General features: G+C 64.7%; 15 protein-coding genes. 13 read left to right on the forward strand and 2 right to left on the reverse strand.

Annotation, left to right across the window (positions count from 1 at the left end; all coding sequences use genetic code 11):
- Positions 1–85: 85 nt before the first annotated feature.
- Entirely contained in the window at positions 86–307 is a 222-nt protein-coding gene (locus JQ572_RS03255) for a hypothetical protein (RefSeq protein WP_372703115.1), read from the reverse strand.
- Between the two features lie 334 nt (positions 308–641).
- Here JQ572_RS03255 and JQ572_RS03260 point away from each other — a divergent pair, with 334 nt between their 5' ends.
- From JQ572_RS03260 to JQ572_RS03270, 3 genes are all read left to right on the forward strand, one after another.
- Positions 642–914 (forward strand): helix-turn-helix domain-containing protein, encoded by a 273-nt coding sequence (locus tag JQ572_RS03260; RefSeq protein ID WP_211381527.1) that lies wholly within the window; start codon positions 642–644, stop codon positions 912–914.
- Positions 915–990: 76 nt separating this feature from the next.
- Positions 991–2745, forward strand: a complete 1755-nt coding sequence (locus tag JQ572_RS03265) for a SulP family inorganic anion transporter (RefSeq protein ID WP_211381528.1) — start codon at positions 991–993, stop codon at positions 2743–2745.
- 95 nt (positions 2746–2840) lie between these two features.
- On the forward strand, positions 2841–3674 hold the full coding sequence (locus JQ572_RS03270) for a shikimate dehydrogenase (RefSeq protein ID WP_211381529.1): 834 nt from the start codon (positions 2841–2843) through the stop codon (positions 3672–3674).
- Between the two features lie 245 nt (positions 3675–3919).
- On the opposite strand, the gene JQ572_RS03275 is transcribed toward JQ572_RS03270, so the two are convergent.
- Entirely contained in the window at positions 3920–5056 is a 1137-nt protein-coding gene (locus JQ572_RS03275) for an alpha-hydroxy acid oxidase (protein WP_211381530.1), read from the reverse strand.
- 123 nt (positions 5057–5179) lie between these two features.
- On the opposite strand from JQ572_RS03275, the gene JQ572_RS03280 reads away from it, so the two are divergent.
- The 10 genes from JQ572_RS03280 to serA all read left to right on the forward strand — a co-directional run bounded on the left by JQ572_RS03280 (position 5180) and on the right by serA (position 15009).
- A complete protein-coding gene (locus JQ572_RS03280; RefSeq protein ID WP_199580841.1) occupies positions 5180–5347 on the forward strand; it encodes a hypothetical protein in 168 nt (55 codons plus the stop codon).
- A gap of 218 nt (positions 5348–5565) precedes the next feature.
- Entirely contained in the window at positions 5566–6909 is a 1344-nt protein-coding gene (gene glmM, locus JQ572_RS03285; protein WP_211381531.1) for a phosphoglucosamine mutase, read from the forward strand.
- 282 nt (positions 6910–7191) lie between these two features.
- A complete protein-coding gene (locus JQ572_RS03290; RefSeq protein ID WP_211381532.1) occupies positions 7192–8439 on the forward strand; it encodes an MFS transporter in 1248 nt (415 codons plus the stop codon).
- Positions 8440–8667: 228 nt separating this feature from the next.
- Complete coding sequence (locus JQ572_RS03295; RefSeq protein WP_211381533.1) at positions 8668–9498, forward strand: outer membrane protein; 831 nt, start codon at positions 8668–8670, stop codon at positions 9496–9498.
- A 167-nt stretch (positions 9499–9665) separates the two neighbouring features.
- Entirely contained in the window at positions 9666–10490 is an 825-nt protein-coding gene (locus JQ572_RS03300) for an outer membrane protein (RefSeq protein ID WP_211381534.1), read from the forward strand.
- Between the two features lie 72 nt (positions 10491–10562).
- On the forward strand, positions 10563–11153 hold the full coding sequence (locus tag JQ572_RS03305) for a glutathione S-transferase family protein (protein ID WP_211381535.1): 591 nt from the start codon (positions 10563–10565) through the stop codon (positions 11151–11153).
- A gap of 16 nt (positions 11154–11169) precedes the next feature.
- Positions 11170–11634, forward strand: coding sequence for a GNAT family N-acetyltransferase (locus JQ572_RS03310; protein WP_211381536.1), 465 nt, complete (start codon positions 11170–11172; stop codon positions 11632–11634).
- 173 nt (positions 11635–11807) lie between these two features.
- A complete protein-coding gene (locus JQ572_RS03315) occupies positions 11808–11999 on the forward strand; it encodes a hypothetical protein (RefSeq protein ID WP_249128802.1) in 192 nt (63 codons plus the stop codon).
- A gap of 79 nt (positions 12000–12078) precedes the next feature.
- Positions 12079–13251, forward strand: a complete 1173-nt coding sequence (locus JQ572_RS03320) for a phosphoserine transaminase (protein ID WP_211381538.1) — start codon at positions 12079–12081, stop codon at positions 13249–13251.
- Positions 13252–13419: 168 nt separating this feature from the next.
- Positions 13420–15009 carry a phosphoglycerate dehydrogenase gene (serA, locus tag JQ572_RS03325; protein ID WP_211381539.1) on the forward strand — a complete coding sequence of 530 codons (1590 nt, stop codon included), beginning with the start codon at positions 13420–13422 and terminating at the stop codon, positions 15007–15009.
- Positions 15010–15047 lie beyond the last annotated feature (38 nt).

The following is a 15047-nucleotide window of genomic DNA, read 5'->3' on the forward strand; positions in this document are numbered from 1 at the left end:
GGAGTCACCCAGCCAAGACCACGTGACGCGTCTTCTTCAGGCACCGGCCGCCGTTCGTCGATGTACCGTTGGACAGATGCCTTTGTTATTCCGCAAAATCTTGCGGCTGCATGCCGGGCGCACGGAGCCATTCGCTCAAGTGAGACCCGGTCTCGCATTGGCGAGCCTTTTTCAGCAGGTGCTCGCGCTCCACGCCGGGGGGAAGCACTTTCGCTTCTTCCCGCAAACGGGCGGCTTCCCTTGCCAGTCTGGATTCCAGACTCGTTACCTGTTTGATCCGACGCCGCTGCGCCATCGTGATCTCCATGCCGAAAAACGCTCCAACGTTCCGCTGGGAGAACAGTTCCTCAAACGCGGTCGCTTGCAGCGCGAGTGGGGGCGCGCGCGGGCTCAGCAACTGCGATCTGGTTTGCAAGCCGAAGGCGCGCGATGGTCGTACGAGTCGGACGGACATTCGCTGGTAGCAAAGGAGTGCTCCCCCCGGATCGCACCGGACGATGCTCCCGTCACCGGACCGATCCGACCGCCCCCGCCGGCAAAGCGGGGAGATGTTGGCTCTTGCGTTTGCCCACATATGATGTATTTTACATCATTGTACATGTACTAGATATCACTTATAAGATCTGATACGTGAGGCCAAGGTGATCACGTCGTTCCAAATGCGGGCAGCCCGCGCGCTGCTCGGCATTGACCAGAAAACCCTGGCCGAGCTTGCCGGCGTTTCGTTGCCGACCGTCCAGCGGATGGAGGCCAGCACCGGCAATGTGCGTGGCGTGGTCGAGACCTTGATGAAAGTGGTCGAGGCGTTCGACCGGGCCGGCGTCGAGCTGATCGGTGAGCAGGCCCGCAGCGAAAGCGGCGGGCGTGGTGTTCGCCTGAAGGAGCCGGGGCCGCCGCGCCGTGTGGGGGCTTGATCGGAAGATGATCGTGCCTGGGATCAGGATGAGCTAGCGCATCGTCGCACGCACGATGCATCGGAGCATTGTGGGCATGAGCAGCACAGGCGAACACGCAGGCAAGCTGCACCAGCTTCGTCGACCGACATTTGCAGAACTCTATCTGCCAAAGTTCGTCACGGTCTGGCGCGAGGGCTACGGCGTCGCGGACTTTCGCGCCGACGTGTTCGCGGGCCTCACGGTCGCGATCGTCGCGCTGCCGCTGTCGATGGCAATCGCGATCGCTTCGGGTGTGACGCCGGACCGCGGCCTCTACACGGCCGTCGTCGGCGGGTTCATCGCGTCGCTGCTCGGCGGCAGCCGGTTCCAGATCGGTGGACCGGCCGGCGCCTTCATTGTGCTGGTTGCGGCGACGGCCGACCGTCACGGCGCCGACGGCGTCATCCTCGCCACGCTGATGGCTGGGCTTTTTCTGATCGCCGCCGGCTTCCTGCGCATCGGCACCTACATCAAGTTCATTCCATATCCTGTCACGGTCGGCTTCACCGCCGGCATTGCCGTGATCATCTTTGCGAGCCAGCTCCGCGATCTCTCGGGGATCACGCTGGCCGGGAAAGAGCCCAGCGAGTTCGTTCCGAAACTCGCAGCGCTCGCCAAAGGCCTGCCTACCGTCAATCCGTCAGCGCTTGCCGTCGCAATCGGCAGCATCGTCATCATCGCCGCCTTGCGCCGCTGGCGGCCGTCCTGGCCCGGCATCCTGATCGCGGTCGTGTTTGCGGCGGTCGCGAGCGCCGTGCTGTCGCTGCCGGTCGAGACCATCGGATCGCGATTCGGCGGCATCCCGCGCGAATTGCCGTCGCCGGCGCTGCCGGCGTTTTCGCTTGCCAAGGTGCAAGCGGTGCTGCCGGACGCGATCTCCTTCGCGCTGCTGGCCGCGATCGAATCGCTGCTGTCCGCCGTGGTGGCCGACGGCATGACCGGACGCCGTCACCGCTCCAATTGCGAGCTGGTCGCGCAAGGCGCGGCCAATGTCGGCTCGGCGCTGTTCGGCGGCATCTGCGTCACCGGCCTGATCGCGCGCACCGCGACCAATATCCGCGCCGGCGCGCGCGGACCGCTCGCGGGCATGCTGCATTCGGTCTTCCTGCTGCTGTTCATGCTGATCGCGGCGCCGCTCGCAAGCTACATTCCGCTGGCCGCACTCGCCGCCGTGCTCGTCGTCGTGGCCTGGACCATGGCGGAGAAGCAAGAATTCACGACGCTGCTGCGCTCCTCCTGGGGCGATGCCGTCGTGCTGCTCGCAACCTTCCTGCTCACGATCTTCCGCGATCTGACCGAGGGGATCCTGGTCGGCTTCGCGCTCGGCGCGGTGCTGTTCATCCATCGCATGGCGGAAATGACCGGCATCGAGGAGCGCTCGCCGCTGGTAGTCGCCGATCGTCCCGATGACGGCAATGGCAAGCGCGTGCCCTACGATCCCGCGCTCGCGGTCGATCGCGACGTGCTGGTCTACCGCATCACCGGCGCGTTCTTCTTCGGCGCGGCCTCGGCGATCGGAAGCGTGCTCGACGGCGTCGCCGACAAGCGCAAGGGTTTTGTGGTCGATTTCGCCGACGTGCCGTTCCTGGATTCCACCGCGGCAAACGTGCTCGGCCGCGTCGCCGCCAAGGCCCACCGCCAGGGGATCCGGCTGTTCATCACCGGGGCATCGCCCACGGTCCGCCGCGCGCTGCTCACCCATGGCGTCACGCCGCCGCGCGCCCGCTATCGCGAGACCATCGCGCGTGCGGTCGCCGACATCAAGGGCGGCGCGGCGCAGCCCGCGGCAGGTGACGCGGGCACGACCTAGCGCCGCGCCCCTCCCGATGCGGCGCCCGCGCGCTTGACAGAGCCTGCGGGACGCGAAATGGATCGCCTCCGAAACGACCCGAGGGGAGGACGACCGTGACCAAGGCTCCCGCAGCCTGTCTGATCGGATGGCCGGCCGCGCATTCACGCTCGCCGCTGATCCATCACTACTGGCTGCGCACGCTGGGTATCGAGGGCGGCTACGTCATCGAGGCGGTACCGCCCGATGATCTGCGCGATTTCGTGCTGCGGCTGTCGCTGCGCGGCTTCGTCGGCGCCAACGTCACCATCCCGCACAAGGAGGGCGTGCTGGCGCTGTCGACGCCCGATGCCCGCGCCATGGCCGTGGGCGCAGCCAACACGCTGTGGTTTGCGGATGGCGAGCTGCGCTCGACCAACACCGACGTCGAAGGTTTTCTCGGCAATCTCGATGCCAGTGCGCCCGGATGGGACGGCGCCGCCGAGGCGGTGGTGCTGGGCGCCGGCGGTTCCTCCCGCGCCGTCGTGTTCGGCTTGCTCGAACGCGGCTTCAAGCGCGTCCATCTCGCAAACCGCACCATCGCGCGGGCCGAGGCGCTGGTGAAGCAGTTCGGCGAGAACGTGCATCCCGTCATGTGGGACAGGATCAGCGACGTGCTGCCGGCCGCAAAAATTCTCGTGAACACGACCTCGCTCGGCATGCACGGCCAGCCGTCGCTCGAAATCGACGTGTCGCGCCTGCCGGATGGCGCCGTCGTCGCCGATCTCGTCTATGTCCCGCTGGTGACGCCGCTGCTGGCGGCCGCGAAAGCGCGCGGCCTGAAGACCGCCGACGGGCTCGGCATGCTGCTGCATCAGGCGGTGCGCGGCTTCGAGCTGTGGTTCGGCCGGCGGCCGCAGGTCACGGCCGAGCTGCGTGCGCTGGTCGAGGCCGATCTCACAAAGACTTGAGAGATTAGCGCGTAATCTCCGTGCCCGGCGAGAAAGCCGAACTGAAGACCGGCGCTAAGATCATCGCCTTCGTCAAGCCGCTGGCGGATGGATCACTCGAAGCCAATCGCATCAGCGTCGGCCGTTGACGGCCTGACGCCGCCGATGTGAGGCGGATGCTGCCGCCACATCCTCGCGGTCGTCCCGGACAAGCGAAGCGCAGATCCGGGACGACATTTGAGGCGCGCGTTTCGCGCCTCTGTGCCTCATACCGCAATGATGTGATCGTCGATCTCGTCGATCCTGTTGACGCCGCACAGGCCCATGGTGGTGAGCAGCTCCTTCTGGATAATGTCGATCGCCTTGGCGACGCCGGCCTGGCCGCCGGCGCCGAGGCCGTAGGCGTAGGCGCGGCCGATCATGCAGGACTTTGCGCCGAGCGAGAGCGCGCGCATCACGTCCTGGCCGGAGCGGATGCCGCCGTCGAACATGATCTCCACCTTGTCACCGACGGCATCGACGATCTCGGGCAGCACCTCGATCGAGGACGGCGCGCCGTCGAGCTGGCGGCCGCCATGGTTGGAGACCACGATCGCCTGCGCGCCGGTCTTGGCGGCGAGCTCGGCGTCCTCGACGTCGAGAATGCCCTTCAGGATCAGCTTGCCCGGCCAGATCGAGCGGATCCAGTCGATGTCCTTCCAGTTCAGCGAGGTGTCGAACTGCGAGCTGATCCAGGTCGACAGCGAGGTGATGTCGTCGCTGACCTTCAGATGACCGGCGAGATTGCCGAAGGTGCGGCGCTTGCCCTGGAGCACCCCCGACACCCAGGCCGGCTTGGTGGCGAAATCGATCAGCTTCGACAGCGACCATTCCGGCGGCACCGTCATGCCGTTCTTGATGTCCTGGTGGCGCTGTCCGATCACCTGGAGGTCGACGGTCAGCACCAGCGCCGAGCATTTTGCGGCGAGCGCACGCTCGATCAGCGCCTTGATGAAGCCGCGGTCCTTCATCACGTAGAGCTGGAACCAGAACGGCTTCTCGACATTGGCGGCGATGTCCTCGATCGAGCAGATCGACATCGTCGACTGCGTGAACGGGATGCCGGCGGCCTGCGCGGCGCGGCAGGCATGGATCTCGCCGTCGCCATGCTGCATGCCGAGCAGGCCTACGGGCGCGAGCATCAGCGGCATGGACGAGGGTTCGCCGAGGATCGTGGTGGAGGTGTCGCGCTTGGAGACGTCGACCAGGATGCGCTGGCGGAACTTGATGTTTTGCATGTCGTCGCGATTGGCGCGCAGCGTTTCTTCGGCATAGGAGCCGCGGTCGCAATAGTCGAAGAACGCCTTCGGAACGCGGCGCTGATGCAACGTGCGAAGATCGTCGATACAGGTGATGTGCTTCATGAACGTTTCCCCGGCCCGTCTTCTATCGGAAAGTCTCTTGGTGTCAGGAGTCTTGCATCGGAAGATCGAGGGGTCATCTAGCATGGTTGGATGCACAGCCAAATCGTTTGAGATGAGGGCGCCATGACCAAGCCGCACGCCGGACCTTCGCCGGAAGAGATCAAGGAGAAGCATGATCTCGAGGAAGCGCTGGAGGAAGGTCTGGAAGAGACCTTTCCGGGCTCCGATCCGGTCAACGTCACCCAGCCGGCGCCGAGCCGCGGCGACGGCCATGTGAAGCGCTCCGGCTAGGCAGGTTCCGCCCTGTTTCGCCATTTCGGCCGGAAATATAATGTTAACAAGACGTTATCGGGCCGGCGGCCGGGCCGGTTCCGTAATGATTCATCATATTTTTTGAAGCCAAGTTAGCCGCGATGGCTCTATAACACCTCAGCAAATCAGGGATGCGGGGCCCGTTCGGGCAGCCCGCGGTTGTATTGGGGGACCCTGGTTGTTGCGTGGGGGACGATATGAGCCGCAAATATTTCGGGACAGACGGGATTCGGGGCCGCGCCAACGGACTGATCACGCCGGAGCTCGCGCTCAAGGTCGGCCAGGCCGCGGGCCTCGCGTTTCAGCGCGGTGACCACCGCCACCGGGTCGTGATTGGCAAGGACACCCGCCTGTCCGGCTACATGATCGAATACGCCATGGTCGCGGGCTTCACCTCGGTCGGCATGGACGTGCTGCTGGTCGGCCCGATGCCGACGCCGGCGGTCGCGATGCTGACCAAGTCGATGCGCGCCGACCTCGGCGTGATGATCTCGGCCTCGCACAATCTGTTCGAGGACAACGGCATCAAGCTGTTCGGTCCGCAGGGCTTCAAGCTCTCCGACGACGTCGAGAAGCAGATCGAGCAGCTGCTCGACGAGCCCATCGACAAGCGCCTCGCACAGAGCGCGAGTCTCGGCCGTGCCCGCCGCATCGACGGCGTGCACGACCGCTACATCGAATTCGCCAAGCGAACGCTGCCGCGCGATCTGTCGCTCGATGGTCTGCGCGTCGTGGTCGATTGCGCCAATGGCGCCGCCTACAAGGTGGTGCCGGAAGCGCTGTGGGAGCTGGGCGCCGACGTGGTGCCGATCGGCGTCGAGCCGGACGGCTTCAACATCAACAAGGATTGCGGTTCGACCTCGCCGGAAGCGCTGTCGAAGAAAGTGCGTGAGATGCGCGCCGACATCGGCATTGCGCTGGATGGCGACGCCGATCGCGTCATCCTGGTCGACGAGCGCGGCCATGTCGTCGACGGCGACCAGCTGCTGGCGGTGATCGCGCAGAGCTGGAAGGAGGACGGCCGGCTGTCGCGGCCCGGCATCGTCGCCACCGTGATGTCCAACCTCGGGCTCGAGCGCTTCCTGAAAGGCCAGGGGCTCGATCTCGTGCGCACGCCGGTCGGCGACCGCTACGTGCTCGAGCAGATGCTGAACGGCGGCTACAATCTCGGCGGCGAGCAGTCCGGCCACATCATCCTGTCCGACTACGCCACCACCGGCGACGGCTTCGTTGCCGCCTTGCAGGTGCTTGCGGTGGTGCAGAAGCTGCGCCGGCCGGTGTCGGAAGTCTGCCACCGCTTCGATCCCCTGCCGCAGATCCTCAAGAACGTCCGCCACAAGGGCGGCAAGCCGCTCGATGATTCCGACGTCAAATCGGCGATCTCCGACGGCGAGAAGCGGCTCAACGGCCACGGCCGCCTGTTGATCCGCTCCTCCGGCACCGAACCGGTGATCCGCGTCATGGGCGAGGGCGAGGACCGCATCCTGGTCGAGGACGTCGTCGACACCATCGTCTCGGCGTTGGGTCAGGCAGCGGCCTGAGGTCTTCTTACCCTCCCCTGGAGGGGCAGGGTCGTTCGCGCGAAGCACGAGCGGGGTGGGGTGATCTCTCCACTCGGGCAGTATGGGGTGCGGAGGGATCGTCACCCCACCCCGTCTCACATTTTCGCTGCGCTCAATGTGAGCCGACCCTCCCCCTCCAGGGGAGGGTAAGCGACGAGAGCACACGCGCATCCCAGCCATCGACGATTGGCGGTGGTTCGGCCGCAGCTGGCATCGTAGTTAGGCAGTGCGGCGGTTCGCCGCGCCTGCCGGGATGCGCCATTGAACAAGCCTGTCGTCGTCTCCGAGGAAACGCTGACCGAGCCCGTCGTCGTCAGCGACGTGGCGCCCGCCGCTAAGGGTGCGGGGCCGGCCTATGTCGTGCTTGCCGGCATCAGCGTCTCGCACTTCCTCAACGACACCATGCAGTCGCTGATCGCCTCGGTGTACCCGATCCTGAAGGACACCTACGCGCTCGACTTCGCGCAGATCGGCATGATCACGCTGGCCTTCCAGTTCACGGCCTCGCTGCTCCAGCCGGTGGTCGGGCACTACACCGACAAGAAGGCGCAGCCTTATTCACTGGCGATCGGCATGGCCTCGACCTTCTTCGGCCTGTTGCTGCTGAGCGCCGCGCACCAATATCTCGTCATCCTCGTCGCCGCCGCGCTGGTGGGGCTCGGCTCGGCGGTGTTTCATCCCGAATCCGCGCGCATCGCCCGGCTGGCGTCGGGCGGCCGCTACGGCTTTGCGCAATCGGTGTTCCAGCTCGGCGGCAGTTTCGGCACCTCGATGGGGCCGGTGCTGGCCGCGCTGATCGTGGTGCCGTTCGGGCAGGGCAGCATCGCCTGGTTCTCCTCGATCGCGTTCCTCGCGATTCTCATCCTCTGGCGCATCGGCCGCTGGTACGCGCCGCAGATCAAGGCGAAGAAGACGGTGGCGGCCCTGGCTCATCCCGATGCGCCGAGCTCGCGCCGCGTCGTCGTTGCGCTTCTCGTGCTGGTGGCGCTGTTGTTCTCCAAGCAGCTCTACGTCTCGAGCCTGTCGAGCTATTACATCTTCTACCTGATCGATCGTTTCGGCGTGTCGACCCAGGCCGCGCAGATGTACCTCTTCATCTTCCTCGCGGCGAATGCGGTCGGCGCGTTTCTCGGCGGACCGCTGGGCGATCGCTTCGGCCGCAAGATCGTGATCTGGATCTCGATCCTGGGCGCGCTGCCGTTCACGCTGGCGCTGCCCTATGCCGGCCTCTATGCGAGCGCGGTCCTGTCGGTGATCATCGGCCTGATCATCTCCTCGACGACGTCGTCGATCATCGTGTTCGCGCAGGAGCTGGTGCCGCATCGCTTCGGCATGATCTCCGGCGTGTTCTTCGGCGTCGCCTTCGGCATCGGAGGCCTCGGCGCCGCCGTGCTCGGCAAGCTCGCCGATCACACCTCGATCGCGTTCGTCTATCAGGTCTGCGCCTATCTGCCGGCGATCGGACTGCTTGCGGTGTTCCTGCCCAAGCTGCCGCGGCACGCGCGTTAACAAATCCTGCTTCGCTGCATTGCGGCTTCATCAATCGTTAGCAATTGCGGCGCGCATGCGTTGCATTTTTGCAATGCTCTGGCCGCATCCGCGTGTGCGGTCAGAAAAAATCAACCTTAAAAATTAGGGTTAAGTGGCGCTTAAACATTTGCTGCCATCGTCCGTCCTGTGAGTTTCCAGAACGTGAGGCATCTGCATTTTGCCTCACCGGCCATAAGGACGAAGCCAATGCGTAGCGTGAAGTCTCTCCTTGCCGCGGGTGCGGCAACCCTGATCTCGTCGATGGCGTTCGCCGCCGATATGCCGATCGCGGCGCCCCCTCCGATGTACGCTCCGCCGGCTCCGCCCGCCGACTTCGGCGGCTGGTATCTGCGCGGCGACGTCGGCATGACCAATCAGCGCGCCAAGAGCATCGAGGGCACCATAGCGCCTGGGTTCACGAAGACGACGGAGGGGCTCGGCTTCGACTCGTCACCGCTGTTCGACCTCGGTGCCGGCTATCGCTTCAACAACTGGTTCCGCGCCGACGTGATCGGCCAGTATCGCGGCAAAGCCAATCTGCACGGCAGCGACAACGTCGTTGGACCTGGCTTCGTCGGCGTCAACAATTACACCGGCAGCAAGTCCGAGTGGGTCGTGATGGCCAACGCCTACGTCGACCTCGGCACCTGGTGGTGCATCACTCCGTTCATTGGTGCCGGTGTCGGCGGCTCCTACAACAAGATCAGCGGCTTCCGCGACGACGGCGTGTCGTACAGCCCCGGCCTCAACAACAGCGTCGCCTACTTCGCCGACAACGGGAAGTGGAATCTGGCCTGGGCGGCCCATGCCGGTCTCGCCTACAAGGTCAATCCCGGGTTCACCGTCGAACTGGCCTACAGCTACATGGATCTCGGCGACGCGGCGCCCGGCAACTATCGCTTGTTCGACAACAGCGGCTCAGGCCCGAGCTCGATCAAGATCAAGGACATCACCTCGCACGACATCAAGCTCGGCGTGCGCTGGGATCTCAGCAGCCCGCCGGCCTACATGCCGCCGCCGCTCGTCACCAAGGGCTGATCAGCAGCCTCATCGCTTAAGACCTCTTAACGGCGCGGGATCATCCCGCGCCGTTTTGCGTTGCGTATTTTTCATGGCGAGCGGTGACGAAGGGCTCCGGCGCAACCATTGGTTAAGGTTAACGAGCCATGATCATGGCGAAAGTTCGAGTTCGATGGAGCGTTGCAATGCGTAGGCTTTTGTTGGCGGCGGCAATGTTGGGGACGGTATCTGCCGCGCACGCGGCCGACATGCCGGATCTGCCGATCCTGCGCGGCAGCTTCACCGACGGCTTGAGCAAGTCCAACGTCAATTGGCAGGGAAGCTATTTCGGCGCCCAGGGCGGCTACGGCGCGTCGGACGAACATTTCAGCGGCAGCAACAAGACGATGCTGGACACGCTGCTGGACCACAACGTTATCCAGCAGATGGACGTGGCGAACTGGAATCTCGGCCTCGGCGGGCAGTCGACCCGGTCGAGCGGCTACGGTGCCTTCTTCGGATATAACGGCCAGTGGGACGATGTCGTCCTCGGCCTCGAGGTGAGCTATCTGCACGGCTCATTCGGTGGCACGTCACAAGCGTCCAAGGAGCTTGTCAGTGGCAGCGCGCTCAGCGACGGCTTCTTCCACGATGTCAGGGTGACATCGTCGGCCGGAATTTCAATCTCGGACATGGCGACGTTCCGCGGCCGCGCGGCGTATGCCTGGGGCTGCTTCCTGCCATACATCTTCGGAGGCTTCGCGCTCGGCAAGGCCGATATCTCGCGCAGCGTGCTCGTCGAGGACGCGGTCAGCGCCACGATCAACGGAGCTTATACGACCCTCCAGCCGCTGACCGCCAACGATACCGTGCACAACCACATGATCTACGGCTACACCGCTGGACTTGGCGTTGACGTCAACCTCGTCGGCGGGCTGTTCGCGCGCGCCGAATGGGAATACATCCGCTTCACCAGCAGCATCGACACGAATATCAACACCGTCCGCGCGGGCCTCGGCTACAAGTTCTGACGCGCGCGCATGGCGCCGGTTGACAGGTTTCCTCCGTCCTGATGCTCTGTCGCCCTGAGCGGGGCGACGGCGATGAAGATCTACGGCGATACCAATTCCGGCAATTGTCTGAAGGTGAAATGGGTCTGCGACAAGCTCGCGCTGCCCTATCACTGGGTCGAGATCGACACCCGCAAGGGTGAGACCCGCACGCCGCAATTCCTCAAGATGAACGGTGCCGGCCAGGTGCCGACCGTCGAACTCGACGACGGCCGCACGCTGGCGCAGTCCAACGCCATCATCCGCTATCTCGCCCGCGACAGCGCGCTGATTCCGCGCGATGCGTTTGCTGCGGCCAAGATGGACGAATGGCTGTTCTGGGAACAGTACAGCCACGAGCCCTATATCGCGGTATGCCGCTTCCAGCTCGTCTATCTCGGCAAGGACGCGGCGGATCTCGATCCCGAGAAGGTCAAGCGCGGCTATGCGGCGCTTGAACGCATGGAGCAGCATCTCTCCGGCAGCCGCTTCTTCGCGGGCGAGGGAGCTTCGCTCGCCGATTTGTCGCTGCTCGCCTATACCCGCGTTGCGCATGAGGGCGGCTTCGATCTCGGTCGCTTTGCTGCCGTCCGCCGCTGGATCGGCGAAGCCGAGGCCTATCTCGGCCTTCCATCGGCGCGTTGAGCCTGGAGCTTTTCGCATGAACGATAAGTCCGTTTCCATTCGTCCCGCACGTCGCGAGGACGTCCCTGCGATGATCGCAATGCTCGCCGACGATCATCTCGGGCGCGCCCGCGAGCGCGTGGAGGATCCGCTGCCTGCGGTCTATTACGCGGCGTTCGAGCGGGTCGAGCGCGATCCCAATCTCGCGCTCGTAGTCGCAGAGAGCGAGGGCAGGGTGGTCGGCTGCCTGCAACTCGCGGTGCTGCCAGGCATCAGTTCGCAAGGCGGTATCCGCGGCCTGCTCGAGGACGTTCGCGTTGCTTCCGATTGTCGCAGCCGCGGCATCGGTGAATTGCTGGTGCATTGGGCAGTCGCGGAAGCGAAAGCGCGCGGCTGCAATCTGGTCGAACTGTTGACGCATCAGACGCGAGTCGATGCTCAGCGCTTCTACAAGCGGCTTGGGTTCACTGCGAGTCACGTCGGCATGACTGTCCGCTTTTGACGCAGCTCTGCGGGAGCCTTGCGCGATCAGCACATTCGGATCGCGCGTGCGTTCGTATTAAGAGTGGGTAAACTACCCAACCGTCGTTCACGTGGAACCAGGAACGAACGGTGCTACCGCTGCGTCTGAAACCGGGCTCGGTCGGTTCGGGGATTTCGATGAAAAGCTATTCGATGATCAAGGTCGGCAACGACTACGTTGTGCAGGCCAATGACAAATGCATTTTGAAGGTCGGCAGCCGACGCCGTGCCGCGCAATTGATCAGCGATGCCACGGACTTGCTGAACGCGCTTGCCGTGGTCGAATCCCCTGATATCGCGCCGGAGGCGCCATCACTCGCGCGTGAGGCTCCGGAACTTCCTTGACGACTCTTCCCGTTTCCCGTATCAGCCGCGGCGGGACACCTCCCCCCAACGGGAGGCTTACTATCTGGAAGGGTAGATCATGACTGTAGCGAAGCCCGCTTCGCGGCCCAACGTGCCGCATTTCTCCTCCGGCCCCTGCGCCAAGCGCCCCGGCTGGAATGCCCAAAATCTCAAGGACGCAGCGCTCGGCCGTTCGCATCGCGCGAAGGTCGGCAAGACCAAGCTCAAGCTCGCGATCGATCTGACGCGCGAAGTGCTTGAAGTGCCCGCCGATTATCGCATCGGCATCGTGCCGGCGTCCGATACCGGCGCGGTCGAGATGGCGCTGTGGTCGCTGCTTGGTGCGCGGCCCGTCACCACGCTCGCCTGGGAATCCTTCGGCGAGGGCTGGGTCAGCGACATCGTCAAGGAATTGAAGCTCAAGGACGTCACCAAGCTCAATGCGGCCTATGGTGAAATCCCCGACCTTTCGAAGGTCGATCCCAAGAGCGACGTCGTCTTCACCTGGAATGGCACCACCTCCGGCGTGCGCGTGCCGAACGCGGACTGGATCAGTTCTGCCCGCGAAGGCCTGACCATCTGCGACGCCACCTCGGCCGCGTTTGCGCAGCCGCTCGACTGGGCCAAGCTCGACGTCGTCACCTTCTCCTGGCAGAAGGCGCTCGGCGGCGAGGCCGCGCACGGCATGCTGATCCTGTCGCCCCGCGCGGTGGAGCGGCTCGAGACCTACAAGCCGGCTTGGCCGCTGCCAAAAATCTTCCGCATGACCAAGGGCGGCAAGATCAACGAAGGCATCTTCGTCGGCGAGACCATCAACACGCCGTCGATGCTCTGCGTCGAGGACTATCTCGACGCGCTGAACTGGGCCAAGTCGATCGGTGGCCTGAAGGCGCTGATCGCGCGCGCCGACGCCAACACCAGGGTGCTCGCCGACTGGAAGGCGAAGACGCCGTGGATCGACTTCCTGGCCAAGGACGCCGCGATCCGCTCCAACACCTCGGTGTGCCTGAAGTTCACCGATCCCGCGATCACCTCGCTCTCCGAGGACGCGCAGGCCGAGTTCTCCAAGAAGCTGGTCGCGCTGGTCGAGAAGGAAGGCGCCGGCTACGACTTCGCCTACTACCGCGATGCCCCGGCCGGCCTGCGCATCTGGTGCGGCGCCACCGTCGAGGCCAGGGACGTCGAGCTCCTGACGCATTGGATCGACTGGGCCTTCTCCGAGACCAAGGCCACGCTAGCGAAAGCAGCGTAAGTTCTTACCCTCCCCTGGAGGGGGAGGGTCGACGCACCGCCAGGTGCGGCGGGGTGGGGTGATCTCTCCACACGGCGCACCGGCGATTTTCTTTTTGCAGCTTCACCCCACCCCGGCGCTTCGCGCCGACCCTCCCCCTCCAGGGGAGGGTGTGAAGGACACATTCCCATGACCAAGCCCAAAGTTCTCATTTCCGACGCGCTCTCGCCCGCTGCCGTGCAGATCTTCAAGGACCGCGGCATCGAGGTCGACTTCCAGCCCAACCTCGGCAAGGACAAGGACAAGCTCGCAGAGATCATCGGCAATTACGACGGTCTTGCGATCCGTTCCGCGACCAAGGCGACCGCCAAGATTCTCGACAAGGCCACCAACCTGAAGGTGATCGGCCGCGCCGGCATCGGCGTCGACAACGTCGAGATTCCCGCTGCCACGGCAAAGGGCGTCATCGTGATGAACACGCCGTTCGGCAATTCGATCACGACCGCCGAGCACGCCATCACCCTGATGCTGGCGCTGGCCCGCGAGATTCCGCAGGCGGACGCCTCGACCCAGGCCGGCAAGTGGGAGAAGAACCGCTTCATGGGCGTCGAGATCACCGGCAAGGTGCTCGGCGTCGTCGGCTGCGGCAACATCGGCTCGATCGTCGCCGACCGCGCGCTCGGCCTGCGCATGAAGGTGGTCGCGTTCGATCCGTTCCTGTCGCCGGAACGCGCCAAGGACATCGGCGTCGAGAAGGTCGAGCTCGACGACCTGCTCAAGCGCGCCGACTTCATCACCCTGCACACGCCGCTGACCGAGAAGACCAAGAACATCATCGATGCAGCCGCGATCGCCAAGATGAAGAAGGGCGTGCGCCTGATCAACTGCGCGCGCGGCGGCCTCGTCGACGAGCAGGCCGTGGTCGATGCGCTCAACGCCAAGCACATTGCGGGTGCCGCCTTCGACGTCTTCGTCGAGGAGCCCGCGACTGCGAACGTGCTGTTCGGCCATCCCAACGTGATCTGCACGCCGCATCTCGGCGCCTCCACCACCGAAGCGCAGGAGAACGTCGCACTCCAGGTCGCCGAGCAGATGTCGGATTATCTGCTGACCGGCGCGATCTCGAACGCCGTCAACTTCCCCTCGATCACGGCGGAAGAAGCGCCGAAGCTGAAGCCGTTCATCGCGCTCGCCGAGAAGCTCGGCTCGTTCGCGGGCCAGCTCACCGAGAGCGGCATCCTCAAGGTCGAGATCACCTATGAGGGCCACGTCGCCGAGATGAAGATCAAGGCGATCACGTCAGCCGTGCTGTCGGGCCTGCTGCGGCCGATGCTGGGCGAGATCAATGTCGTCTCCGCGCCGGTCGTCGCCAAGGAGCGCGGCATGGAGATCGACGAGATCGTGCGCGCCGCGCAGAGCGACTATGAAAGCCTGATCACCGTCACGGTCACCACCGAGCGGCAGGAGCGGTCGGTCTCGGGCACCGTCTATGCCGACGGCAAGCCGCGCCTGGTCGACATCAAGGGCATCCGCGTCGACGCCGAGTTCGGCAAGTCGATGATCTACGTGACCAACGAGGACAAGCCGGGCTTCATCGGCAAGTTCGCAAGCCTCCTGGGCGACGCCAAGATCAACATCGCGACCTTCCATCTCGGCCGTGTCGCGCCCGGCAGCGATGCCATCGCGCTGATCGAGGTCGACGGCGCGGTGCCGGCGGACCTGCTGGCCAAGGTGCAGGCCCTGCCACAGGTCAAGCAGGTCAAGGCGCTGACGTTCTGAGACGCCGACATATTCCGACCCGCGGAACAGCGCCGCCC

This window comes from Bradyrhizobium sp. SZCCT0153, assembly GCF_018129995.1.
Taxonomy (GTDB): domain Bacteria; phylum Pseudomonadota; class Alphaproteobacteria; order Rhizobiales; family Xanthobacteraceae; genus Bradyrhizobium; species Bradyrhizobium japonicum_G.